Here is a 23,770-nt window from a genome sequence, read left to right on the forward strand (position 1 = left end):
CGAGCCGGTCCGCCGCGCGCTGTTCGTGCACGAGAGATGCCTCTTCCGGGAGGAGGAACTGGTACTTGTCACCCCATCGGGACACCTCCACGCTACCGCCGGGACACCTGCTTCGACAAGTTGTAGAGGGGCACTCTGCACGAACGTGCACGAGCAGTGGTCGGCACAACCGTGCGGAACGACGGTGCCCGAGTGCCCTCCGCGTGAACGACGACAGGTGCCGGGCCGAAGCCCGACACCTGTCGTTCAGTGCTGATCGGCGCCGAGCGCCGACCGACTAGAGCAGACCCTCGTCCTGGAGGAACTGCTTCGCGATCTGCGAGGCCTTCTCCTTGTCCGTGACGCTCTTCTCGTTGAGCTCGATGAGCTTGTCGGTGGTGAGCTTCTCGTTCACCTCGTCGATGGCGTCCGCAGCCTTCTCGTCGACCTTGTCGGAGACCACCGGGATGACGTTCTGCGGCAGGATCAGGTTCTCCGGGTCCTTGAGCGAGACGAAGTCGTTCGCCTTGATGCTCGGGTCCGCGCTGTAGATGTCGGCGAGCTGGACGGTGCCGTCCTTGAGCGCCTTCACCGTCAGGGCGCCGCCGGAGTCCTCGACCGCCTTGAAGTCGACGTCCACGCCGTAGACCGACTTCAGGCCCTCGGGGCCGTACGGGCGGGTCTGGAACTCGGAGTTCGCGCCGACGGTCAGCTTCTCCTTGACGTCCTTCAGGTCGGCCAGGCTCGTGACGTCGTTCTCCTCGGAGAACTGCTTCGTCACGGTGTAGCTGTCCTGGTCGGTGGCGTCGGCCTCGTCGAGGACCCGCAGACCCTTCGGCAGGGCCTTCTCGAGCGCCTCGTCGATCTGGTCCGCGCTCTTGGCCGTCGACTCCTTGTCGAAGTACTGCAGCAGGTTGCCGCTGTACTCGGGCATGACGTCGATCGCGCCCTTCTCGAGCTGCGGGATGTAGACCTCGCGCTGCCCGATGTTGAAGTTGCGCTCGACGGTGAAGCCGTCCTTCTCGAGCACCTGCGCGTAGAGCTCGGCGATGATCTCGTTCGAGTAGTACTGCTGCGAGCCGATGACGATCGTCTTCGAGTCGGACGAGGCGCTGGAGCCGCTGCTGAGCGGGTCACCAGAGGAGCAGCCGGTCAGGGCTGCGGCGACGCCGAGTGCCGTTGCGGCGGCGAGGGCGACGCGGATCCGTGCTGTGATCACGATGGGTTTCCTTCCGGGATGGGATTGCGGGCTCGCTCGCGCGATCCCTGGCGCTGCCGCGCGGACGGGTCGAGGGTGCCCTTCGGCACCGACGCCCGCTGCAGCGCGGCGAACACGATCTCGAACGCGATCGCGAGCGCGATCACGAGGACGGACGCGCCGAGCATCTCGGCGTAGTCCTGGGTCTTGAGGCCGAGGAAGAAGTAGCCGCCCAGTCCCCCGGCGCCGACGTAGGCAGCCAGGGTGGCGGTGGCGACGACCTGGAGCACGGCCGAACGGACGCCGCCGATCAGCAGCGGCAGCCCGAGCGGTATCTCGACCTTCCAGAGCACCTGCCACCCGGTCATGCCCTGGGCCTTCGCCGCGTCGATCGTGACCGGGTCGACGGACTCGATCCCCGCGTAGGCACCGGCGAGCACCGACGGGACGGCCAGGACCACGAGCGCCAGCAGCGGTGCCTCGAGCCCGATGCCGAGCAGCAGGCCGAAGAGGGACAGCACGCCGAGCGTCGGCAGGGCCCTGATGCCGCCGGACAGCGCGATGGAGAACCCGCGTGCCCGGCCCGTGTGCCCGATCGCGTACCCGATCGGGACCGCGATCACGGCCGCGATCACCACGGCGAGCAGGGTGATCCAGACGTGCTCCCACAGCCGCTCGGGGATCGCGTTGACGCCGGTGTAGTTGGCCGGGTCGAACACCCAGCCGAACGCCTGTCCGATGATCACGAGGCGACCTCCGCTCGCTGCAGGACCCGACGCGCGGCGCGACGGCTCCGCGGCGCCCGCCGTGTCCACGGCATGACGAGCCGTCCGAGCAGCACGAGCAGGCCGTCGAGGGCGAAGGCGAGCACGAGCACCATGACGATGCCCGAGAGGATCTCCTCGTAGATGCCGCGCGCGAGTCCGTCGGTGAACAGCGAACCGAGGCTCTGGATGCCGAGCACCGCACCGACGGTCGTCAGCGAGATCGTCGACACCGCGATCACCCGCAGGCCGGCGAGCAGCACGGGGCCGGCGAGCGGGAGCTCGACGCGGAAGAAGCGCTGTACGCCCGAGTACCCCATGGCGGTCGAGGCTGCCTTCGTGCCGGCGTCGACCGAGGAGAGGCCGTCCACCGTCGACCGGACCATGAGCGCGAGACCGTAGATCGTCAGGCTGATGATCACGTTGACCGGGCTCTGCAGGCTCGTCCCGATGATGCCGGGCAGGGCGACGAACAGCGCCAGCGACGGGATCGCGTAGAGGAGACCCGCGAAGGTCACGATGCCGCTGCCCAGACCGGCGGCGAAGCGGGATCCGCCCGTGCGCTGCAGTCGGACCACCACCCAACCGATCGGGATGGAGAGCAGGAAGCTGATGATGATCGGTGGGATCGCGATCGCGAGGTGCGCGACCGTGGCGTCACTGATCGTGTCGAGGTTCGACAGGATCCAGTTCACCGCGGTCCCCCACCCTGCGCCGGAGCACCCGGGGCGGTGTCACGCGCCCCGGCCTCTGCTGCCTGTGGCACCGCGGCTGCGGCGTCGACCACCTGGACCGGACCGGTGAGCACACCGGCTGCCCGGCCGTCGCCGTCGACCACGATCGGGCCGGTCGGCGTCTGCTCGACGCGCAGGGCACGCCGACCGCGGCCGGCACCGATGAAGTTCGCGACGAAGTCGTCCGCCGGTTCGGCGAGGATCTCGGCGGGGGTCCCGAGCTGCGCGATCTCGCCGCCCTTCTTGAGGATGACGACCTGGTCGCCGAGCTTGAACGCCTCGTCGATGTCGTGGGTCACGAAGACGACGGTCTTGCCGAGCTCGCGCTGCAACCGGATCAGCTCGTCCTGCAGGTCGTTGCGGACGAGCGGGTCGACGGCGCCGAACGGCTCGTCCATGAGCAGGACGTTCGGGTCGACGGCGAGGCCGCGGGCCACGCCGACGCGCTGCTGCTGTCCGCCGGAGAGCTGCGAGGGGTACCGGTCCGCGAACGCCCGGTCGAGACCGACGGTGTCCATCAGTTCGAGCGCCCGGGCACGGGCCTCGCCCTTCGGGACACCCGTCAGGAGCGGCACGGTCGCGATGTTGTCGGCGACCTTGCGGTGCGGCAGCAGGCCGGCGTTCTGCATGACGTAGCCGATGCGGCGACGGAGCTGCACGGGGTCGACCCCGGCGACGTCCTCACCGTCGATCTCGACGGTCCCCGACGACGGGTCGACCATCCGGTTGATCATGCGGAGCAGGGTGGTCTTGCCGCAGCCGCTGGAGCCGACGAAGACCGTGGTGGTCCGCGACGGGATGACGAGGCTGAAGTCGTCGACCGCGTTGGTGCCGTCCGGGTACGTCTTGCGCACCGAGCGGAACTCGATCATGTGGGTGCCCTTCTGTTCGGAGGTAGCCCGACTCCGCACGAGCGTACCCGCGCATCGAGGACAGCGTTCCACCGTGACCGGTCATGACGGCTCGCGGACAACGACGCCCGCACTCCCTGTTCGGGAGCACGGGCGTCGGTGGATGGTCCGGTGCGTCGGTCGGGCGCGTCGCGCGTCCGGCCGATCGCGGTTCAGGCGGCTGCGGCGACCGCCTCGAGGTGCGCCCGGCTCATCGTGCGGTACTCCTCGATGAGCGCGGTGTCGGGAGCGGTCCGGTCGCGGAGCGCCCGGGCGATCACGGCGTGCGCGGACTCGGCCAGGACGACCCAGGCGCGCTCCGCACGCTCGCCCAGCGGGTAGCCGAAGCGGTCGTGCAGGACCTGCGCGACGGCTGCCCCCAGCGCAGCCATGCGGTCCTCCGCGTCACCGGTGCCGGTGTCCGCGGGGTCACCGAAGCGGATCGCGCGGAAGCCCGGCTCCGCGCGGTACATCTCGACGGTCGCGTCGATGAGCGCGTCGTGCGCGTCCTGCCAGGTCGTGGCGTCGCTCTCGTCGAGGGCGGTGAGGAAGCGCTCGGCGAGCCGCTGGGTGCTCCGGATCGCCAGCGCCTCGACCACGGCGATGCGGTCCGGGAAGTACCGGTAGACCGTGCCGATCGACGCCCCCGCGCGCTCGGCCACCATCGCGGTGGTCAGTCGCTCGAACCCGATCTCGTCGATCACGGCAGCCGCGGCGTCGAGGAGTCCCGCGAGGCGCGCCGAACTGCGGGCTTGGACCGGCTCGTTCCTGAGCAGTGATGATCCCCCCGGCAGTGCGTTCGATACCTCGGTGACGAGCACGTGTTCTCCTCTTGCGCTCCCGGCGGAGCGCGGTCATGTGGGATGTGACGGGAAGGACTCTCGCACAGACCGGCTGGATCATCGCTGCGACTCACCCCGTCGTGGTCGTCCACCGCCCGCCGCCGGGGTCCCGCGCGTGGGAGGATGGGGCCATGCCCGACCCGACGCCCCACGAGCCGTCGTTGGCCGAACCGATCCTCCACCGGGCCGCTCGGATCGAGGACGCCGTCCAGGAGTTCCGCGAGCACCGGGCCCGGCGTCGCGGGCTCGTGCCGACCGTGATCCCCTACACGGGCTACGGCGCACCGGGCTGGATCCGCGTGCTCTGCCGTGTCCTGCTGACGCGACGCGGCCTGGCGTCCGACGCCTCCTACTACGGCGTTCGTGGCTGGCGGAGCTTCACGAGTGTCGCCGTCGACGACGCCGAGGTCACCGTGACGGCCGGCGGCACGACCCACGTGGTGCAGTCCGACCGTGGCGGCGTGGTCGACGTGAAGGTCCCGATCGACCTCGAACCCGGATGGCAGACGGTGCGCCTTTCGGCCGGTGGGATGCGCGACGTCGAGGCCGACGTCTTCATCGTGGACCCGGACACGCGCTTCGGTCTGCTGTCCGACATCGACGACACGGTGATGGTGACGTCGCTCCCCCGCCCGATGCTCGCGGCGTGGAACTCCTTCGTCCTGACCGAGCACGCCCGTCGCCCGGTCCCGGGCATGTCCGTGCTGTACGAACGCGTGCTCGCGCAGCACCCCGGCGCTCCGACCGTGTACCTCTCGACCGGGGCGTGGAACGTGGCGCCGACGCTGCAACGCTTCCTGACCCGGAACATGTACCCGACCGGCACGCTCCTGCTGACGGACTGGGGGCCGACCCACGACCGCTTCTTCCGGAGCGGCCAGCTGCACAAGCAGCAGAACCTCCGGCGACTCGCGAGCGACTTCCCGGACGTGCAGTGGCTCCTGGTCGGCGACGACGGGCAGCACGACGAGACGCTCTACGGCGAGTTCGCCCGGGAGCACCCCGAGAACGTCGCCGGTGTCGCCGTCCGGCAGCTGTCCACGAGCGAGGCGGTCCTGGCCGGTGGTCGGTCGCGCGCGCAGGAACGGACGCGCGCCGGGTCCGCACCGTGGGTGTACGCCCCGGACGGTGCCGGCATGTGGTCGGAGCTCGCTCGCGTGGGCCTCGTCGACGCCGACCCGTCAGCCCCGCTCTGATCCCTGCACCGGCAGCTCCGACGGCTCCGCTGTGCACACCTTCAGCGCTGCCGGGCCGCACGGCGGCGGCCGGTGCCAGGATCGAGCCATGAGCACCGTCACCCCGCCGAACCGCATCGAGGACCACGCCCTCATCGGGGACACCCACACGGCCGCACTCGTCGGCCGCGACGGGACGATCGACTGGGCGTGCCTGCCGCGCTTCGACAGCCCGTCGACCTTCGCCTCACTGCTCGGGACCGAGGACCACGGGCACTGGTCGCTCCGCCCGACGGACCCGGACGCCACGAGCACCCGGCACCACCACCCGGACACGCTCGTGCTCTCCACCGTGTGGACGACGTCGACCGGCGTCGTCGAGGTCACCGACCTCATGCCGATCGGCGCCCACCGCGCGGCGATCATCCGACGGGTCCGCGGCCTGCAGGGCTCGGTCGAGGTCGAGCAGACGCTCCGCATCCGGTTCGACTACGCCCGAGCGCTCCCCTGGGTCCGGCAGATCGGCGGTGACGAGGACCCGGCGCTCCTCGCGACCGCCGGCCCGGGCTCGGTGGTGGTCCGTGGCGTGCGCTTCCGGGCCGACGACCACCGGCACACGCACACCGTCACGGTGCACGACGGCGACGTCGTCGACACCGTGCTCACCTGGTACCCGTCGCACCGCGAGCCACCGGAGCCGCTCGACGTCGACGCCGCACTGCAGGCGACGGAGCGCTGGTGGCGCGACTGGATGGCGACCGCGCACACCGAGGGCCCCTACGCCGAGCCGAGCCGACGGTCCCTGCTGCTGCTCCGTGCGATGACCCACGGACAGACCGGCGGCGTCGTGGCGGCCGCGACCACGAGCCTCCCGGAGGACCCGGGTGGCGAACGCAACTGGGACTACCGGTACGTCTGGCTCCGCGACGCGTCCCTGGCGCTCGCGTCGCTCATCGCCCACGGTTACCGGGACGAGGCGATGCACTGGCGCGGGTGGCTGCTCCGTGCGATCGCAGGTGACCCTGCCGACGTGCAGATCATGTACGGCATCGCCGGTGAACGCGAACTGCCCGAGCGCACGCTCGACGAGCTCCCCGGCTACCTCGACTCGACGCCGGTCCGGCTCGGCAACGGCGCGTCGACCCAGTACCAGGGGGACGTCTTCGGCGAGGTGCTGGCCGCCCTGCACGACGCGCGCGAGCTCGGTGTCGAGGAGAACGCGGACTCGTGGGCCCTGCAGCGTGCCCTGCTCGGCTACGTCGAGGAGCACTGGCAGCACCCGGACAACGGCATCTGGGAGATGCGCGGACCGCGGCGGCACTTCACGCACTCCCGGGCGATGATCTGGGCCGCCTTCGACCGCGGGGTGGCGGCCGTCGAGGAGTTCGGCCTCGAGGGCCCCGTCGACCGGTGGCGCAGCCTGCGCGACGAGGTCCGCGCGGAGATCGAGGAGCACGGCTGGAACGCCGAACGCGGCAGCTACCGGCAGCACTACGACACCGACGAGGTCGACGCGAGTCTGCTCGTCCTGCCGCAGATCGGGTACCTGCACGCCGACGACCCGCGCATGACGGGGACGGTCGCGGCGATCGAGCAGGACCTCCGCGTCGGCGAGCACGGCCTGGTCCTGCGGTACCGGACCACCGCGGGCTTCGACGGGCTGTCCGGCTCCGAGCACCCGTTCCTGGCGTGCTCGTTCTGGCTCGTCGAGCAGTACGCCGCCTCCGGGCGCATCGCCGACGCCGAGCGGCTGATGGACGTCCTGGTCGGTTACGCGAACGACGTCGGCATGCTCTCCGAGGAGATCGACGTGGCGACCGGTCACCACATCGGCAACACGCCGCAGGTGCTGTCGCACCTGACGCTCGTGTCCGCGGCCGACGCGATCGCCCGTGCACGCGGAACCACGTCGGGCCACCGGACGCGGCTCGCCGTGCACGACGGCGGGACGCGGTCGTCGACCGGCGGTGGGCGGCGGGCCGGCGCCCCGTCCTGACCGGCCGGCGGCACGTCGCGACGCGTCGTGCTGGGCGCACCTGGTCGTTCCGGGCGCACCTGGTCCATCCGGGCGTACCTGGTCCATCCGGGCGTACCTGGTCATCCTGATCCGGCAGGTACGCCCGGTTCCGCACGGCACGTCACGCGTTCCGGGAAGGAACGGGCAGACGAACGGACGGGAGGCGCGGTGCCAGCCGGCACCGCGCCTCCCGTCCGTCAGGTGGCTCCGTCAGGAGACGGCGTCGGTCAGGACGACGACTCCCAGTCCGCGGGACCGCGCGAGCCCGCGCGGTACTCCTCGAGCGGCACGTCGCCCGACTTCCAGGCGTCCACGACCGGCTCGACGATCTCCCAGCACCGCTCCGCGACGTCGCCGCGGATCGAGAGCAGCGGGTCGTCGTGGAAGATGCCGTTGAGCACCTCGCCGTAGGGGGTGAGCTCGCCGTCGTCGAACGACGAGGACAGGGTGACCTGCCCCATCTCGAACGGGTTGCCGCCGCCGTTCGCCGACACGCTCAGCTCGATCTCGTCCGGGTTGAGGACGATGCGCAGCGTGTCCGCCTTCGGCCGACCGGACAGGCCGGAGGGCAGGCGCGTCACGGGCTTGAAGGTGATGAGGACCTCCTTGCGGCTGGCGCCGAGCGCCTTGCCGGAGCGGAGGGTGAAGGGGACGCCCTTCCAGCGCGCGGTGTCGACCTCGACCTGGATCTCGGCGAGGGTCTCGGTACCGCGCGACTTGTCCACGCCGTCCTCGTCCTGGTACGACGGCAGCTCCTTGCCGTCGATGGTGCCGGCCGTGTAGACGGCGCGGCGCGAGGCGATCTTCGCGTCGTCGCCCTTGAGGCGGGTCGACCGGAGGACACGGGCGAGCGACGACCGGAACTCGACCGCGTCGATCGCGGACGGGGCGTCCATCGTCACCAGGCCGAGGATCTGCAGCAGGTGCGACTGGATCATGTCGACCAGGGCGCCGGCCTCGTCGTAGTACTGCGCCCGGTTCTCGAGCCCGAGGGTCTCGTCGTAGAAGACGTCGACCTTCTCGATGTTGTCCGCGTTCCAGATCGGCTCGAACAGGCGGTTCGCGAAGCGCAGACCGATGATGTTGAGGACCGTGGTGCGACCGAGGAAGTGGTCCGTGCGGTGCACGCGCTCCTCGGGGACGAGCTCGAGCACGGTCTTGTTGAGGGCCTCGGCGCTGGCGACGTCGGTGCCGAAGGGCTTCTCGAACGCGAGGGTCGTGCCCTCGGGGAGTTCGACGCCCTGCAGCGCCTCGCAGATGTCCGAGGCGATCTGCGGCGGGAGCGCGAAGTAGAGGATGGGCTCGGCCTCGGCCGCGTCGAGCAGCGCCTTGAGGTGCTCGGGGTCGGTCGGGTCGCCCTGGATGAAGGTCGTGGACTCGAGGGTCGCGTCGACCTCGGGACCCTTGACGTCCTGCGACGCGAAGGACTTCGTGACGACGTCCTTCCACTGCTCCGCGCTGCGGGCGCTGCGGCCCGTGCCGATCAGCTGGACGGGGACCGCTCGACCGCTCTGCAGGAACGTGCCGAGTCCCGGGAGCAGCAGGCGGGAGGCGAGGTCGCCCGTCGCGCCGAAGATGATGAGGGTGCGCTTGTCGGTCACCGGAGGTGAGTCCTTTCGCTGTGGTTGCGGGGTCCGCACGGGTCAAGCCGCGCGCGGGCCGGTTGATTCCCTGTGACTTCCGGGATACCCGATCCGGGCCGAGAGCTCGGGCCGGGTGGGGTACGGGCCCCGGACGCACCACGGGCGGCACCGGATGTGGTGCCGCCCGAGGTGTCAGGTGGTTCGGATCAGTGTCCGAAGTTGCCGCGGTAGTACTCGTAGACCCAGCCCACGAGGGTGACCGTCACGAGCGCGAGCCCGATCGGCACGATCCAGAGGCCGGCCGCGAGACCGAGGAAGCAGATCGCGGTCGAACCGGCGAGCAGGATCGGCCACCACGACCACGGGCTGAAGTGCCCGAGTTCGGCGTCGCCGTCCTCGATGTTCGCGTCGGGGCGGTCCTCGGGGAGGACACCGCCCTGCGAGGACATGACCTTCCCGAGGTAGAACGCGATGAACGCGGACATGATCCCGGTGAGGCCGATCGCCACGGTGCCGACCCACTCGGGCCGCCCGTAGTAGATGAGCGCCCAGATGGTGTACGCCGCGTCCGCGAGGACGAAGAAGACGAACAGGATCCAGAACAGGTTGGTGTTGGCGCGCATGGCGTTACTTCACCTCGCCCTTCGCGGCGTCGTAGGTCGGGGCGTCCGGAGCGTCCTTCGCCGGACCCACACCGATCGGCACACCGGCCTCCGGGTGGTTCAGGTCGAACGCCGGGGACTCGGAACGGATCCGCGGGATCGACGTGAAGTTGTGGCGCGGCGGCGGGCAGCTGGTCGCCCACTCGAGCGAGCGGCCGTAGCCCCACGGGTCGTTCACGGCCACCTTCGGGGCGTTCCGTGCGGTCACGTAGACGTTGAAGATGAACGGCAGGAACGAGATCGCGAGGATCATCGAGCCGATCGTCGACAGCTGGTTCATCCAGGTGAACCCGTCGTTCGGCAGGTAGGTCGCGTAACGACGCGGCATGCCGATGACGCCCAGCCAGTGCTGGATGAGGAACGTCGTGTGGAAGCCGATGAACAGCAGCCAGAAGTGGATCTTGCCGAGGCGCTCGTTGAGCATGCGACCCGTCCACTTCGGCCACCAGAAGTAGAAGCCGGAGAACATCGCGAACACGACGGTACCGAAGACCACGTAGTGGAAGTGCGCGACGACGAAGTACGAGTCGGACACGTGGAAGTCGAGCGGCGGCGACGCCAGGATCACACCGGTGAGACCACCGAACGTGAAGGTGATGAGGAAGCCGACGGCCCACAGCAGGGGGGTCTCGAACGTGACCGAACCGCGCCACATCGTGCCGACCCAGTTGAAGATCTTCACGCCGGTCGGGACCGCGATGAGCATCGTCATGAGCGAGAACCACGGGAGCAGGACGCCACCGGTGACGTACATGTGGTGCGCCCACACCGTGACCGAGAGGGCCGCGATGGAGATGGTCGCGTACACGAGGGTCTTGTAGCCGAAGATCGGCTTGCGGCTGAAGACCGGGAAGACCTCGGAGACGATGCCGAAGAACGGCAGCGCGATGATGTACACCTCGGGGTGGCCGAAGAACCAGAAGAGGTGCTGCCAGAGCAGGGCACCGCCGTTGGCCGGGTTGTAGATCTGCGCGTCGAACACGCGGTCGAGACCGAGGCCGAACAGCGCGGCGGCGAGCACCGGGAAGGCCATCAGCACGAGCAGCGAGGTCACGAGGGTGTTCCACGTGAAGATCGACATGCGGAACATCGTCATGCCCGGGGCGCGCATCGTGATGATCGTCGTGATGAAGTTCACCGCGCCGAGGATCGTCGAGAAGCCGGTCATGCCGAGGCCGAAGACCCAGAGCGTCCCACCGAGACCCGGTGTGAACGTCGTGTCACTCAGTGGCGCGTAGGCGAACCAGCCGAAGGACGCGGCACCCTGCGGGGTGAGGAAGCCGCCGACCGCGATGAGCGAGCCGAAGAGGTAGAGCCAGAAGGCGAACCCGTTCAGACGCGGGAACGCGACGTCCGGCGCACCGATCTGCAGCGGCATGATCGCGTTCGCGAAGCCCGAGAAGAGCGGCGTCGCGAACATCAGCAGCATGATCGTGCCGTGCATCGTGAAGAGCTGGTTGTACTGCTCCTTCGTCTCCACCACGTGCAGGCCGGGCTCGAAGAGCTGCGCACGGATCACGAGCGCCATGACGCCCGCGAGCAGGAAGAAGACGAACGAGGCGATCAGGTACATGTACCCGATGGTCTTGTGGTCGGTGGAGGTGATCCACCGGACGATGATGTTGCCCTTCCGACCGACCTTGGACGCCTGGAAGTCCGGCGTCGTCGGCGCTGTCGGCTGGCCGACGAGTGACGTTGTCATCTGACGGACCCCTACTTGTTCTCGCTCGACGCCTCGACCGGCGCCTGGTTGTTCGGTTCGTTCGTGTTGGTGTCGTACTCGTTGCCGAGCAGACCGACCTTGCCCTGCTCGCGCAGCGTGTCGAGGTACTGCTGGTACTCGGAGTCGGAGACGACCTTCACCTGGAAGAGCATCAGGGAGTGGTACTCACCGCAGAGCTCGGCGCACTTGCCCTGGTACGTGCCTTCCTTCTGCGGGATGAAGTACTCGTAGTTGGTCTTGCCCGGGAGCATGTCCTTCTTGTACAGGAAGTCGATGACCCAGAAGGAGTGGTCGACGTCGCGCGAGGAGAGCTCGATCTCGACCTTCTTGCCGACCGGCAGGTACAGCGTCGGGAGCTGCGACTCGTCGATCGCGCCGTCGCCGTTCTCCTCTTCCTGGGCCTGGATGCCCTGGTAGTAGACGCTGTCCTTCGGGTTGTCCTTGTCGATGTAGTTGAAGTCCCAGGCCCAGCGCTTGCCGTACACGTGGATCGTGGCGTCCGGGTCGTCGAAGGGCTTCTCGATCGCGGACTGGTCCTTCGCGGTGAACGCGAAGAAGCCGAGCACGAGGATGAGCGGCACGATCGTGTAGAAGATCTCGAGCGGCATGTTGTACCGCATCTGCACCGGCAGGCCGGTCTGGCCCTTGCGACGGCGGTAGACGATCGCCGCCCAGATGATCAGGCCCCACACGATGAGACCGACCGCGAGCAGGACGATCCAGCTGGTGGTCCACAGGCCGACGATGCGGCTCGTGTGGTTCGTGACGTCCTTCGTCTCCTCCGTGCCGGGGAGCCATCCGTTCATCTGCTGCTGCGTGCAGCCAGCCAGTGCGATGACCAGACCGACGGCCACCGGGACGGCCGCCCAACGTATACGGCGATTCGAACGCACTGTTACCTCTCGGAAGACGTTGCTGAGGCACCGGCGGTGCGACCGTGCCGAGCACGGAGGCCGCTCATTGCTGGTTCCCAGCTTGATTGGAACACTCCTAGCCTACTCGCAGCCGGTGACGTCTCGCGCACACCGGGCGCGGTCCGGCGCGGCATGGTCGACCCCGGCGCACCGCTTTCCCCCGGTCGGGCGGGCTCGGGCAGCGCGGGGGACGACGAACGGGGAGCGACCAGATCGGTCACTCCCCGCTCGCGTGTCGGTTCGGTCGGCGGACAACCGCCCGCCGTGGCGTCAGTGGAAGCTGTCGCCGCACGCGCAGCTGCCCTGCGCGTTGGGGTTGTCGATGGTGAAGCCCTGCTTCTGGATGGTGTCCTCGAAGTCGATGGTGGCGCCGTCGAGGTACGGGACGCTCATCTTGTCGACGACGACCTCGACACCGCTGCCGAACTCGGTCGTGGCGTCCCCGTCGAGCAGGCGCTCGTCGAAGTACAGCTGGTAGATCAGGCCCGAGCAGCCACCGGGCTGGACCGCGAGGCGCAGGCGGAGATCGTCGCGCCCCTCCTGCTCCAGCAGGCTCGCCACCTTCGCCGCCGCAGCGTCGCTGAGCGCGACCCCGTGGGCACGTGCGTCCGTCGCCGGTGCGTTGTCGGTGATGGTGTCGCTCATCCGCGCGTCTCCCTCCGGGCGGTGTCGGTCACCGCGCCTGGGGTCGATTGTAAGCACGCGAGCCGACAGGACGGGCCGTCCGTGCACAGGGCGGGACCGGACGACGGACGGGAGGCCCGTGGCGGCGTCGCCACGGGCCTCCCGTCCGGCACTCCCCCGGTCCCCACAAGCGGTGGGGACGCGTCAGGCGCGCGTCGCCAGGCGCGCCAGCAGGATCGTCTCCGATGCGATCGCGCGGTGCAGGACCCCGAGGTGCTGCGACTCGTTCGGGCTGTGCGCCCGGGTGTCGGGGTCCTCGACACCCGTCACCAGGATCTGCGCCTCCGGGAACTCGGCGGCCAGGTCGGAGACGAACGGGATGGATCCGCCGATGCCCTGCTCGACGGCGGGCGCGCCCCAGCCCTCGTGCATGGCCGTGCGGGCCTCCTGCACCGCCCAGCCGGCGGTGTCCACGAGGAAGCCGTCGCCGGTGTCCACCTCGGTGACGTCGAGCTTCGCGCCGAACGGCACGTGGGCGCGGAGGTGGCGTTCGACGGCCGCGTACGCGTCGGTCGCCGACTGTCCGGGCGCCACGCGGACCGAGACGCGGGCGGCGACGGTCGGCAGCAGGGTGTTCGACGCGTTCGCCACGCTCGGCACGTCCATGCCCGTCACGGTGATCGACGGCTGGAACCACATCCGGGACAGCACCGGGCCCGTCCCCACCGGCCGGACGCCCTCGAGCAGGGCCGCGTCGGTGGCGAGCTCGGCCTCGGAGCGTTCGGGCACGTCGGCGTCGTACGCCGTGAGCCCCTCGACGGCGACCGAGCCGTCGTCGTCGTGCAGCGAGGCGAGCAGCCGGACCATGGGGATCATGGCGTCCGGGGCCGCACCGCCGAACATGCCGCTGTGGCTCGCGTGCTCGAGGGTCGTCAGCGTCGCGCGGAACGTCACGTTGCCGCGGAGCGAGACGGTGATCGACGGGACGTCGACCGACCAGTTGTCGCTGTCGGCCACGACGATGACGTCGGCCGCCAGGTGCTCCTTCTGCTCGCGGAGGAAGGTGCGGAACGAGCGGGAGCCGAACTCCTCCTCGCCCTCGACGAAGAGCACGACACCGAGGTCGAGGTCGTCGCCGAACTGCGCGTGCAGCGCGCGGAGCGAGGCGACGTGGGTCATCACGCCGGCCTTGTCGTCCGAGGCGCCGCGACCGTACAGGCGGTCGCCGCGGAGGGTCGGCTCGAAGGGCGGGGTCTCCCACAGGGCGTCGTCGCCCTGTGGCTGCACGTCGTGGTGCGCGTAGAGCATGACGGTCGGCTTCCCGTTCCGCGCAGGACGCACCGCCAGGACGGCGGGCTGCCCGAGCTCGCGGCCGGCCTCCTCCGCGCCCGCGGTCTCCCCCTCGACCGCGGAACGGACGATGCGGACGGCGTCGTCGGCGAAGACCCCCGTCGACCGGGCCAGGTCCGCGACCGCCTCGGCACTCGCCTGCACGTGCGCCGGGTCGAACGCCGACCAGGACACCGACGGCAGCCGGACCAGCGCGGACAGGTCGGCGATCGTCGTCGGCAGGCCTCCCTGCACGTGTTCGCGGAGGGCGTCGAGGAGCGCGGGGTCGGTCGCGGGGCTGTGCTGGTCGGTGTCGGTCATGTCCCGTAATCTAGAGGAGATCCAGCACGCAACCGCAGTCAGGAACGCACCGTGGCGAAGGCAGCCCCCAAGACCAACACGACCGTCAACCCGTCGGAGGAAGAACTCCTCGAGTCCGGCAAGGGTCGTCCGACGCCGTCGCGTCGTGAGCGCGAGGCAGCCAACCGTCGCCCGCTCGTCGGCAACAGCCCGCAGGACAAGAAGGCCGCTCGCGCGCGGCTCAACACGGAGCGCGAGAAGGCCCGTGTCGGCATGGCGAACGGCGAGGAACGCTACCTCCCGGTGAAGGACAAGGGCGAGCAGCGCAAGTTCGTCCGCGACTGGATCGACGCGCGCTGGAACGTGGGCGAGGTCATGATGCCCGTGCTCGTGCTGTTCCTCATCGTCGGGTTCGCCGCAGCGCAGACCGTCCTGGCGTCGTACTCGCTCCTGCTGGTGTGGGCGTTCGTCGCGCTGTTCGTCCTCGACTGCATCGTGCTGTGGCTCTCGCTGCGCAAGAAGATCACCGCGAAGTTCGGCGACATGCAGCGCGGGACGTTCTTCTACATCCTGACGCGGGCGTGGCAGCTCCGCTTCCTGCGCCTGCCGAAGCCGCAGGTGCGCCGCGGGGAGTACCCCTCGCTGTAGGCGCACTGCCACGAGCGCCGTCCGGCCGAGCCGGGTGGCGCTTCGTCGTTCCGGGTTGCTCCGGGGTGTTCCGGGGTCGCGCGGTGCCTGCCGGTGGTCGTCGACCGGGCCAGATCCGTCTCGGTCGGCGTCGCGCGCCGACGGATCACGCCCGAACGCCGAACGCGAGCGGCGTGTCCTGCTCGGTCGGCTCGGTGCCCTCCGGACGGCTGGCCTTCCGGTGCTCCGGGGTCCCGGTCCCGGGGTCCCGATCCCGCGGTGCTCCGGTCGCTCCGACGCTCGGCGGTCCCGGTCCTGCGGTCGCCCGGTCGCTCCGACGCTCGGCGGTCCCGGTCCCGGTCCCGGTCCTGCGGTCTTCCAGTCGCAGGACATGCCGCACCCAGCGAACATGAGCGGCAGGTCGTGCGACGAGAGCGGCAGCGGGCGGCGGGTCCTGCCACGAGATTGGGCGAACCGGCGGGCCGGCCAACCGGCGAACAGCCCGACGGGCAGTGGGCCGTGTGCGGAGCACCGACACCACGGTCGGCGCAGAGCGAGTGCCGCCTGCCGCTACCGCGCTGCGCGCCGCAGCCGCCGACGCCGCAGCCGGTTGATGCGCATCGCCCAGGTCGGCCCCTCGTAGAGGAACGCCGTGTACCCCTGCACGAGCGTGGCGCCCGCGTCGATGCGGTCCTGCACGTCCTGCTCGCTCGTGACTCCCCCGACGGCGACGACGCAGAAGTCCTGCGGCACCGCGGCACGGACCCGACGCAGCACCTCGAGCGACCGAACGGCGATCGGGGCACCCGACAGGCCGCCGGCACCCATGGCCTCGACCTCGGCGTCCGGCGTGGTCAGCCCGGTGCGGGCGATCGTCGTGTTGTTGGCGATGATGCCGGCGAGTCCGAGGTCCACCGCGAGCCCGGCGATCGCATCGATCTGCTCGTCGGTCAGGTCCGGGGCGATCTTCACGAGCACCGGGGTCCGCCCCGCAGCGTCGCGGACGGCCGTCAGCAGGGGTCGGAGCTGGTCGGCCTCCTGCAGCCCGCGGAGACCGGGCGTGTTCGGCGAGCTGACGTTGACCGCGAGGTAGTCCGCGAACGGGGCGAGCAGGCGCGTCGACTCGAGGTAGTCGTCGACCGCGTCCTCGACCGCGACGACCCGGCTCTTGCCGATGTTGACTCCGATGACCGGGCGACCCGGGTGCCGTCGTGCCCGTTCGAGCCGCCGTGCAGCCCTGGCGGCACCGTGGTTGTTGAACCCCATCCGGTTGACGAGCGCCCTGTCGCGGATGAGCCGGAAGAGCCGGGGCTTGTCGTTGCCGGGCTGCGCCTTCGCGGTGATCGTGCCGACCTCGACGTGCCCGAACCCGAGCAGCCCGAGTCCGGCGATGCCCTTGGCGTCCTTGTCGAAGCCGGCCGCGAGACCGAAGCGCGAGGGGAAGTGGATCCCCATCGTCGTGATCCCGTCGGCAGCTGCTGGCCTGGCGTAGCGCTCCACCGTGCCGTTCAGGAACGGCACCCTCGGCAGTGCGCGGATCACGGCGAACGCGACGTGGTGTGCGCGCTCCGGGTCCATGTTGGCGAACACCGTCCGGAAGACGACCGCGTACCCGTTCCGGACGAGGCGCTCCGCGACCCCGCTCACGCGCTGCTGCCCGAGCCGGCACCGCCGGACGCTGCGGCCCCGGCTGCGTGGTGGTCACGGCGCAGCTGCGCGATCGCGTCCTCGAAGTCCTCGAGCGTGTCGAAGGCCTGGTAGACGCTCGCGAACCGCAGGAACGCCACCTCGTCGAGCTCGCGCAGCGGCGGCAGGATGGCGAGACCGATGTCGTTCGCGTCGATCTGGCTGGACCCCGACGAGCGCACGGTCTCCTCGACGCGCTGTGCGAGCACGGCGAGGTCACCGTCGGTCACCGGGCGTCCCTGGCACGCCTTGCGCACACCGGAGACGATCTTGTCGCGGCTGAACGGCTCGGTCACGCCGTTGCGCTTCACGACGTTCAACGACGCGGTCTCCGTCGTCGAGAACCGGCGCCCGCAGTTCGGGCACTGGCGTCGGCGACGGATCGAGGTGCCGTCGTCGCTCGTGCGGGAGTCGACGACGCGGGAGTCCGGGTGGCGGCAGAAGGGGCAGAACATGTCGTGTCCCAGGCTATCGGCTCGACGACGCCCACAGGGTGCGGTGACGACCCTGTGGACGATCGGCGGCGCTCAGGACCGCCCGGTGCGTTCCGTCACCGCGGCACCGTGACCGGGCAGCTGTTCCTCGGTCGCGAGCGCCACGATGTGCGGCGCGACCTCGGCCAGCGCGGCGGACGTGTAGCGGATGACCTGCTGCGGTCGGAGGAACGTCGAGGCCGACAGTCCGGACCCGAACCGTGCCTGTCCACCGGTCGGCAGCACGTGGTTCGACCCGGCGAGGTAGTCGCCGAGGCTCACCGGGGTGCTCGGCCCCACGAAGACGGCTCCCGCCGCGTCGATGTCCGCCAGCACGGCGTCGTCGTCCGCCGTCTGGATCTCCAGGTGCTCGGGCCCGTACGCGTTGCTGACGGTCGCCGCGTCGGCCAGGGAGTCGACGAGCACGATCGCGGACTGCGGGCCGTCGAGTGCGGTCTGGAGGCGCGCAGCCGTCCCCAGCGCCGCCACCCGTTCCGGGATCGCGGCCTCGACCGCGTCGGCGAACGCGGCCGAGGTGGTCACCAGGACGCTGCCGGCCTGCTCGTCGTGCTCGGCCTGGCTCACCAGGTCGGCGGCGACGTAGCCGGGGTCCGCGGTGTCGTCGGCGATGACGAGGATCTCGGTCGCGCCGGCCTCGGAGTCGATGCCCACGACCCCGCGCACCAGGCGCTTGGCCGCTGCGACGAAGTTGTTGCCCGGACCGGTGACCAGGTCGACCGGCTCGAGGCCGATCTCGGCGACGCCGTACGCCAGCGCACCGACCGCACCGGCCCCGCCCATCGCGTAGACCTCGTCGATGCCGAGCAGTCCGGCCGCGGCGAGGATCGTCGGGTGCACGCGCCCGCCGTGGTCGCGCTGCGGCGGCGAGACGAGGGCGATCGACCCGACGCCCGCGACCTGCGCGGGGACCACGTTCATCACGACGCTCGAGGGGTAGACGGCCTTGCCGCCCGGCACGTAGAGCCCGACGCGACGCATCGGCCGCCAGCGCTGGTGGACCTCGGCGCCGTCGGCCAGGCACGTGACCGACGCAGCCGGGACCTGTGCAGCACTCGCAGCACGGACGCGACGGATGGCCTCGTCCAGGGCCTCGCGCAGCTCCGGCGTCAGACCGGCGACGGCCGCGGCGATCTCGGCGGCGGGGACCCGGACGTGCTCGGGGGCTCCTCCGTCGAACCGCTCCGCCTGCTCGCGGAGCGCGGCCGCCCCGTCCTGCCGGACCGCGTCCACGAGGGTGCGGGCGGCGTCGACGGCGTGCGAGACGTCACCGACGGCGCGGGGCATCAGGCGGAGGAGGTCGGCACGGGCGGGCAGTCCGCCGCGGAGGTCGATTCGCTGCATCATCAGGCGTCAAGCGTACCGGCGGCACCCGACAGGAGCGCCGTCGCGAGGGGGCGGTGCCGCTCGGCGTGGTCGTCGTCCCACACCCCGAGCACGTGCAGGACGAGGACGCGGAAGGCCAGCGCCCGGACGAGCAGCTGTGGCCAGTCGGACACCCCGGCGAGCTGCCCGAGCGCCGGCAGCCGCTCGACGGGGACCCCGTGCCAGCAGACCGCGTCGACGACGGCGATCGCAGAGGCGTACCCGGCCGGGCGCCACGAGGGTGCCCAGTCGAAGACGGCTGGTGGCTCCCCGGCGGCGAAGAGCACGTTGCCGAGCAGGTCACGGTGCACGACCTGCGACGGCGCTCGGACCGGCCGGAACGCCGCAGCGAGCCGGTCGAGCAGCGGCCCCGACGGCCGCAGCGTCCCGGCCCAGACCATCCGGTCCGCCCGACTCCACGGGTCGTCGACGAGGTCGAGGAACGCCGGGCGGGGCAGGTGGGCGACCGCTCGGTGGAAGGCATCGCCGGCGGCGAGGACCTCGTCGACGCGGCTCGGGTCGGTCGCGCCCGGCAGCCACTCCCATGCCTCCCACCCGTCGACGAGCCAGGACCCGTCGGCCGACGCCACGGGACGCGGCGCGCGGAAGCGGTCGGAGTGCGCGAGGCGGGCCAGCGTGGCGGACCGCCACCGGGCCTCCCGGGCGTCCCCGTGCGGCCGCAGGACGATCCCGCCCGCGCGCCACGTCGTGCCCTGCCCGCCGGGCAGCAGCAGCGGGCGCCGCTCCCCCGCTCCGAACGCCCGGAGCACCACGGCCGACGGCCGCGGTGCTCCGGGAACGATCACGTCGACCGCCTCAGACCAGGCAGCGCGGTCCGAGCAGGCTCTTCAGCTCGCCGAACAGGTCGGGCGTCAGGCTGACCGGGAACGGCAGCTCGAAGGTCCGCGCGACGTCGTCCTTGAGCAGCTTGAGGCGGACCTCGGTCTCCCCCTGGTGCCGGCCGAGCACCGCGGCCAGCTCGGTCACCGTCGAGGTCGTCGCCCGGCGTTCCGGCAGGGACAGGGTCAACGGGCCGGACCCCATCGCGTCGCCGACGTTCGGCTGGAACATGCTCACGGCGTGCAGCGCCTTGCCGTCGTCACGCACGTTGACCCGGCCGCGCAGGACGACGATCGAGTCCGCCACCAGGGACGGACCGAACTCCTGGTACGTCTTGCCGAGGAACATGACGCCGATCTCGCCGCCGAAGTCCTCGATCTGGACGATGCCGTACGGGTTGCCGCTCGACTTCGCGACCCGGTGCTGCACGCTCGTCAGGAGCCCGGCGACCGTGACCGTCTCGCCCTCGATGCCGTCGTCTGCGGCGATGAGGTCGGCGATGGTGATCGACTGGTGCTTCGCGAGCTCGATCTCGAGACCGGCGAGCGGGTGGTCCGACACGTACAGCCCGAGCATGTCCCGCTCGAAGGCGAGCTTGTCGCGCTTCGCCCACTCCGGGCGGTCCGGCACCTGGGACACCGGCGCTGCAGCGGGGGTCTCCTCGGCCACCTCGGCGAAGAGCGAGTCGAAGTCGAAACCGATGTTGCCGTTGGCCTCGTCGCGCTTGACCTTCACCGCGCCCTCGACCGCGCCCTCGTGGATCTCGACGAGCGCACGCCGGGTGTCACCGAACTCGTCGAAGGCACCCGCCTTGATGAGCGACTCGACCGTCCGCTTGTTGGCCGACGAGATCGGGATCTTCCGGAGGAAGTCGTGGAACGACTCGAACGCGCCCTTCTCGGTGCGCGCCTTCACGATGTCGTCGACCACGTTGAAGCCGACGTTGCGGATGGCGCCCATGCCGAAGCGGATGTCGTCACCGACGGCGGCGAAGAAGCCGATCGACTCGTTGACGTCCGGCGGCATCACCCGGATGCCCATGCGGCGGCACTCGTTCAGGTACAGCGCGAGCTTGTCGCGGGCGTCGCCGACGCTGGTCAGCAGCGCCGCCATGTACTCCGCCGGGTAGTGGGCCTTGAGGTAGGCGGTCCAGAACGACACCACGCCGTACGCCGCCGAGTGCGCCTTGTTGAAGGCGTAGTCGGAGAACGGCAGCAGGATGTCCCACAGCGTCTTGATCGCCGCGGCCGAGTAGCCGTTGTCCTGCATGCCCTTCTCGAAGCCGGCGTACTGCTTGTCCAGCTCGGACTTCTTCTTCTTGCCCATCGCGCGGCGGAGGATGTCCGCCTGTCCGAGCGAGAAGCCCGCGACCTTCTGCGCGATGGCCATGACCTGCTCCTGGTAGATGATCAGGCCGTAGGTCGTGCCGATGATGTCCTGCAGGGGCTCCTCGAGCTCCGGGTGGATCGGCGTGATCGGTTGCTCGCCGTTCTTGCGGAGCGCGTAGTTCGTGTGCGAGTTCGCACCCATGGGGCCGGGGCGGTACAGGGCGATGAGCGCGGAGATGTCCTCGAAGTTGTCCGGCTTCATGAGCCGGAGCAGGCCGCGCATCGGGCCGCCGTCGAGCTGGAAGACGCCGAGGGTGTCGCCGCGCTGGAGGAGCTGGTACGCGGCGTCGTCCTCGAGGCCCATGGTCTCGAGGTCGAGCTCGATCCCACGGTTCGTCTTGATGTTGTCGAGGGCGTCGCTGATGATCGTCAGGTTCCGGAGGCCCAGGAAGTCCATCTTGATCAGGCCGAGCGACTCCGCTGCCGGGTAGTCGAACTGCGTGACGATCTGGCCGTCCTGCTCGCGCTTCATCACCGGGATGATGTCGATGAGCGGTTCGCTCGACATGATCACACCGGCGGCGTGCACGCCCCACTGCCGCTTCAGGCCCTCGAGCCCGAGCGCCGTGTCGAAGACGGTCTTCGCCTCGGGATCGGTCTCGACGACCGTCCGGACGTCGACCGCTTCCTTGTACCGCGGGTGGTCCTTGTCGAAGATCCCGGTGAGCGGGATGTCCTTGCCCATCACGGGCGGCGGCATCGCCTTGGTGAGCTTCTCGCCCATGCCGAACGGGAAGCCGAGGACCCGCGAGGAGTCCTTGAGCGCCTGCTTCGCCTTGATCGTGCCGTAGGTGACGATCTGCGCGACGCGCTCGGACCCGTACTTCTCGGTGACGTACTTGATCGCCTCACCGCGGCGCCGGTCGTCGAAGTCGACGTCGAAGTCGGGCATGGAGACGCGGTCCGGGTTGAGGAAGCGCTCGAAGATCAGGCCGTGCCGGATCGGGTCGAGGTCGGTGATGCGCATCGCGTACGCCACCATCGAGCCGGCACCGGACCCTCGGCCCGGACCGACGCGGATGCCGTTGTTCTTCGACCAGTTGATGAAGTCCGCGACCACCAGGAAGTAGCCCGGGAAGCCCATCTGGTTGATGATCCCGACCTCGTAGTCGGCACGGTCCTGGACCTCCTTCGAGATGCCGCCCGGGTACCGGTACTGCAGCCCCTTCGCGACCTCCTTCTCGAACCAGGAGTGCTCGGTCTCACCCTCGGGCACCGGGAACTTCGGCATGTAGTTCGCGGCGGTGTCGAACTCGACGTTGCACCGCTCGGCGATGAGGAGGGTGTTGTCGCAGGCCTCGGGGTGGTCGCGGAAGACGTGGCGCATCTGCTGCGGCGTCTTGAGGTAGAACTCGTCGGCGTCGAACTTGAAGCGGTTCGGGTCGTTGAGCGTCGACCCGGACTGCACGCAGAGCAACGCTGCGTGCGACTTCGCGTCGTGGGAGTGCGTGTAGTGCAGGTCGTTCGTGCCGACCAGCGGGATGCCGAGGTCCTTCGAGATGCGGACGACGTCCTCGATGACCCGGCGTTCGATCTCGAGGCCGTGGTCCATGATCTCGGCGAAGTAGTTGTCCTTGCCGAAGATGTCGCGGTAGTCCGCCGCCGCCTTGAGCGCCTCGTCGTACTGCCCGAGGCGCAGGCGCGTCTGGATCTCGCCCGAGGGGCAGCCCGTCGTCGCGATGATCCCCTCGTGGTACTGGTCGAGGAGCTCGATGTCCATGCGGGGCTTGAAGTAGTACCCCTCGATCGACGCCCGGCTCGACAGGCGGAACAGGTTGTGCATGCCCGTCGTGTTCTCGGCGAACATCGTCATGTGGGTGTACGCACCCGAGCCGGACACGTCGTCACCGCCGCCGTCACCCCAGCGGATGCGGGTCTTGTCCGACCGGTGGGTCCGCGGCGTGATGTACGCCTCGGTGCCGATGATCGGCTTGACGCCACCGGCCTTCGCGGCCTTCCAGAACTCGAACGCGCCGAACATGTTGCCGTGGTCGGTGACCGCGACGGCCGGCATGCCCTGCGCGGCGGTCTCGGCGACCAGGTCGCTCAGCCGGGCGGCACCGTCGAGCATCGAGTACTCGCTGTGCACGTGCAGGTGGACGAAGGAGTCGGAATCCGACACGGGACCTCCGGTTACGACGGGGACTGCTGCGGGGCGGGACAACTCTAACCGCCGGCACCGACGTCCCCCGCGTGTCCGGCGTGCCCGCCGACCGGCGTCCGGCGGTGCCGCACCGCGAGCGGGCAGGACACGCCGCGCGTGTTCCGCCGAGCGGGCGGAACACGTCGGGCGAGGGCACCGAGCGCGACAGATCTGGCCCGCTCGGAACCCGACGCGGGACGCCACCCGACGGCGGACGGGAGGCTTGCGGCGGGCCCGCCACGCGCCTCCCGTCCCGACGCGCGCCGCGCTGGCCCCGCCCGAGCGGGCAGGACACGCCGCGCGTGTTCCGCCGAGCGGGCCCAACACGTCGGGCGAGGGCACCGAGCGCGACAGATCTGGCCCGTTCGGGACCCGACGCGGGATGCCACCCGACGGCGGACGGGAGGCACGCGGCGGGCCCCGCCACGCGCCTCCCGTCCCGACGCGCGCCGCGCTGGCCCCGCCCGAGCGGGCAGGACACGCCGCGCGTGTTCCG

General features: G+C 70.3%; 19 protein-coding genes. 3 read left to right on the top strand and 16 right to left on the bottom strand.

Annotated elements, in window-relative coordinates; all coding sequences use genetic code 11:
* Nucleotides 1-277: 277 nt before the first annotated feature.
* From PIJ49_RS14475 to PIJ49_RS14495, 5 genes are all read right to left on the bottom strand, one after another.
* A complete protein-coding gene (locus PIJ49_RS14475) occupies nucleotides 278-1,198 on the bottom strand; it encodes an ABC transporter substrate-binding protein (protein ID WP_209683050.1) in 921 nt (306 codons plus the stop codon).
* Entirely contained in the window at nucleotides 1,195-1,923 is a 729-nt protein-coding gene (locus PIJ49_RS14480; protein WP_209683052.1) for an ABC transporter permease, read from the bottom strand. Before PIJ49_RS14480 ends, PIJ49_RS14475 begins: the two co-directional genes overlap by 4 nt.
* Nucleotides 1,920-2,636, bottom strand: coding sequence for an ABC transporter permease (locus PIJ49_RS14485; RefSeq protein WP_271826916.1), 717 nt, complete (start codon nucleotides 2,634-2,636; stop codon nucleotides 1,920-1,922). The genes PIJ49_RS14480 and PIJ49_RS14485 overlap by 4 nt, the downstream gene beginning before the upstream one ends.
* Nucleotides 2,633-3,547, bottom strand: coding sequence for an ABC transporter ATP-binding protein (locus PIJ49_RS14490; protein WP_066653812.1), 915 nt, complete (start codon nucleotides 3,545-3,547; stop codon nucleotides 2,633-2,635). Before PIJ49_RS14490 ends, PIJ49_RS14485 begins: the two co-directional genes overlap by 4 nt.
* Before the next feature lie 191 nt (nucleotides 3,548-3,738).
* Nucleotides 3,739-4,386: a TetR/AcrR family transcriptional regulator gene (locus PIJ49_RS14495; protein ID WP_066653809.1), complete on the bottom strand. Its 648-nt coding sequence runs from the start codon at nucleotides 4,384-4,386 to the stop codon at nucleotides 3,739-3,741.
* Between the two features lie 152 nt (nucleotides 4,387-4,538).
* Between PIJ49_RS14495 and PIJ49_RS14500 the strand changes: the two genes are divergently transcribed.
* Nucleotides 4,539-5,603 carry an App1 family protein phosphatidate phosphatase gene (locus PIJ49_RS14500; protein WP_066653808.1) on the top strand — a complete coding sequence of 355 codons (1,065 nt, stop codon included), beginning with the start codon at nucleotides 4,539-4,541 and terminating at the stop codon, nucleotides 5,601-5,603.
* Between the two features lie 88 nt (nucleotides 5,604-5,691).
* Nucleotides 5,692-7,578: a glycoside hydrolase family 15 protein gene (locus tag PIJ49_RS14505; RefSeq protein ID WP_271826917.1), complete on the top strand. Its 1,887-nt coding sequence runs from the start codon at nucleotides 5,692-5,694 to the stop codon at nucleotides 7,576-7,578.
* Nucleotides 7,579-7,826: 248 nt separating this feature from the next.
* On the opposite strand, the gene PIJ49_RS14510 is transcribed toward PIJ49_RS14505, so the two are convergent.
* From PIJ49_RS14510 to PIJ49_RS14535, 6 genes are all read right to left on the bottom strand, one after another.
* The gene (locus PIJ49_RS14510) at nucleotides 7,827-9,200 is read right to left on the bottom strand and encodes a glucose-6-phosphate dehydrogenase (RefSeq protein ID WP_066653802.1); all 1,374 of its coding nucleotides are present in this window, start codon (nucleotides 9,198-9,200) and stop codon (nucleotides 7,827-7,829) included.
* A gap of 188 nt (nucleotides 9,201-9,388) precedes the next feature.
* Entirely contained in the window at nucleotides 9,389-9,805 is a 417-nt protein-coding gene (locus PIJ49_RS14515; RefSeq protein ID WP_066653799.1) for a cytochrome c oxidase subunit 4, read from the bottom strand.
* Nucleotides 9,806-9,809: 4 nt separating this feature from the next.
* Entirely contained in the window at nucleotides 9,810-11,546 is a 1,737-nt protein-coding gene (gene ctaD / locus PIJ49_RS14520) for an aa3-type cytochrome oxidase subunit I (protein WP_066653797.1), read from the bottom strand.
* A gap of 11 nt (nucleotides 11,547-11,557) precedes the next feature.
* The gene (gene ctaC / locus PIJ49_RS14525) at nucleotides 11,558-12,460 is read right to left on the bottom strand and encodes an aa3-type cytochrome oxidase subunit II (RefSeq protein ID WP_066653795.1); all 903 of its coding nucleotides are present in this window, start codon (nucleotides 12,458-12,460) and stop codon (nucleotides 11,558-11,560) included.
* Nucleotides 12,461-12,751: 291 nt separating this feature from the next.
* Entirely contained in the window at nucleotides 12,752-13,126 is a 375-nt protein-coding gene (locus PIJ49_RS14530) for a HesB/IscA family protein (protein WP_066653793.1), read from the bottom strand.
* A 183-nt stretch (nucleotides 13,127-13,309) separates the two neighbouring features.
* On the bottom strand, nucleotides 13,310-14,755 hold the full coding sequence (locus tag PIJ49_RS14535) for a dipeptidase (RefSeq protein ID WP_271826918.1): 1,446 nt from the start codon (nucleotides 14,753-14,755) through the stop codon (nucleotides 13,310-13,312).
* A 51-nt stretch (nucleotides 14,756-14,806) separates the two neighbouring features.
* Between PIJ49_RS14535 and PIJ49_RS14540 the strand changes: the two genes are divergently transcribed.
* On the top strand, nucleotides 14,807-15,382 hold the full coding sequence (locus PIJ49_RS14540) for a DUF3043 domain-containing protein (RefSeq protein ID WP_066653782.1): 576 nt from the start codon (nucleotides 14,807-14,809) through the stop codon (nucleotides 15,380-15,382).
* A gap of 549 nt (nucleotides 15,383-15,931) precedes the next feature.
* Here the strand turns inward: PIJ49_RS14540 and PIJ49_RS14545 are convergent.
* The 5 genes from PIJ49_RS14545 to dnaE form a co-directional block, all read right to left on the bottom strand.
* On the bottom strand, nucleotides 15,932-16,939 hold the full coding sequence (locus PIJ49_RS14545; RefSeq protein ID WP_066658063.1) for a quinone-dependent dihydroorotate dehydrogenase: 1,008 nt from the start codon (nucleotides 16,937-16,939) through the stop codon (nucleotides 15,932-15,934).
* A gap of 65 nt (nucleotides 16,940-17,004) precedes the next feature.
* A complete protein-coding gene (gene nrdR, locus PIJ49_RS14550) occupies nucleotides 17,005-17,502 on the bottom strand; it encodes a transcriptional regulator NrdR (RefSeq protein ID WP_066653777.1) in 498 nt (165 codons plus the stop codon).
* 72 nt (nucleotides 17,503-17,574) lie between these two features.
* Nucleotides 17,575-18,885: a histidinol dehydrogenase gene (gene hisD, locus PIJ49_RS14555; protein ID WP_271826919.1), complete on the bottom strand. Its 1,311-nt coding sequence runs from the start codon at nucleotides 18,883-18,885 to the stop codon at nucleotides 17,575-17,577.
* A complete protein-coding gene (locus PIJ49_RS14560; protein WP_271826920.1) occupies nucleotides 18,885-19,709 on the bottom strand; it encodes a hypothetical protein in 825 nt (274 codons plus the stop codon). Before PIJ49_RS14560 ends, hisD begins: the two co-directional genes overlap by 1 nt.
* 10 nt (nucleotides 19,710-19,719) lie before the next feature.
* The gene (gene dnaE, locus PIJ49_RS14565) at nucleotides 19,720-23,202 is read right to left on the bottom strand and encodes a DNA polymerase III subunit alpha (protein WP_066658059.1); all 3,483 of its coding nucleotides are present in this window, start codon (nucleotides 23,200-23,202) and stop codon (nucleotides 19,720-19,722) included.
* Nucleotides 23,203-23,770 lie beyond the last annotated feature (568 nt).

The sequence above is a fragment of the Curtobacterium uvaldense genome (assembly GCF_028307415.1).
Classification (GTDB): Bacteria; Actinomycetota; Actinomycetes; order Actinomycetales; family Microbacteriaceae; genus Curtobacterium.

What these genes read in the sequence shown, in the direction of transcription:
- PIJ49_RS14490 (WP_066653812.1), bottom strand. Translation starts at nt 3,547, where the DNA reads ATGATCGAGTTCCGCTCGGTGCGCAAGACGTACCCGGACGGCACCAAC.
- PIJ49_RS14535 (WP_271826918.1), bottom strand. Translation starts at nt 14,755, where the DNA reads ATGACCGACACCGACCAGCACAGCCCCGCGACCGACCCCGCGCTCCTC.
- PIJ49_RS14500 (WP_066653808.1), top strand. Translation starts at nt 4,539, where the DNA reads ATGCCCGACCCGACGCCCCACGAGCCGTCGTTGGCCGAACCGATCCTC.
- nrdR (WP_066653777.1), bottom strand. Translation starts at nt 17,502, where the DNA reads ATGTTCTGCCCCTTCTGCCGCCACCCGGACTCCCGCGTCGTCGACTCC.
- PIJ49_RS14505 (WP_271826917.1), top strand. Translation starts at nt 5,692, where the DNA reads ATGAGCACCGTCACCCCGCCGAACCGCATCGAGGACCACGCCCTCATC.
- PIJ49_RS14530 (WP_066653793.1), bottom strand. Translation starts at nt 13,126, where the DNA reads ATGAGCGACACCATCACCGACAACGCACCGGCGACGGACGCACGTGCC.
- ctaD (WP_066653797.1), bottom strand. Translation starts at nt 11,546, where the DNA reads ATGACAACGTCACTCGTCGGCCAGCCGACAGCGCCGACGACGCCGGAC.
- PIJ49_RS14515 (WP_066653799.1), bottom strand. Translation starts at nt 9,805, where the DNA reads ATGCGCGCCAACACCAACCTGTTCTGGATCCTGTTCGTCTTCTTCGTC.
- hisD (WP_271826919.1), bottom strand. Translation starts at nt 18,885, where the DNA reads ATGATGCAGCGAATCGACCTCCGCGGCGGACTGCCCGCCCGTGCCGAC.
- dnaE (WP_066658059.1), bottom strand. Translation starts at nt 23,202, where the DNA reads ATGCTCGACGGTGCCGCCCGGCTGAGCGACCTGGTCGCCGAGACCGCC.
- PIJ49_RS14545 (WP_066658063.1), bottom strand. Translation starts at nt 16,939, where the DNA reads ATGGACCCGGAGCGCGCACACCACGTCGCGTTCGCCGTGATCCGCGCA.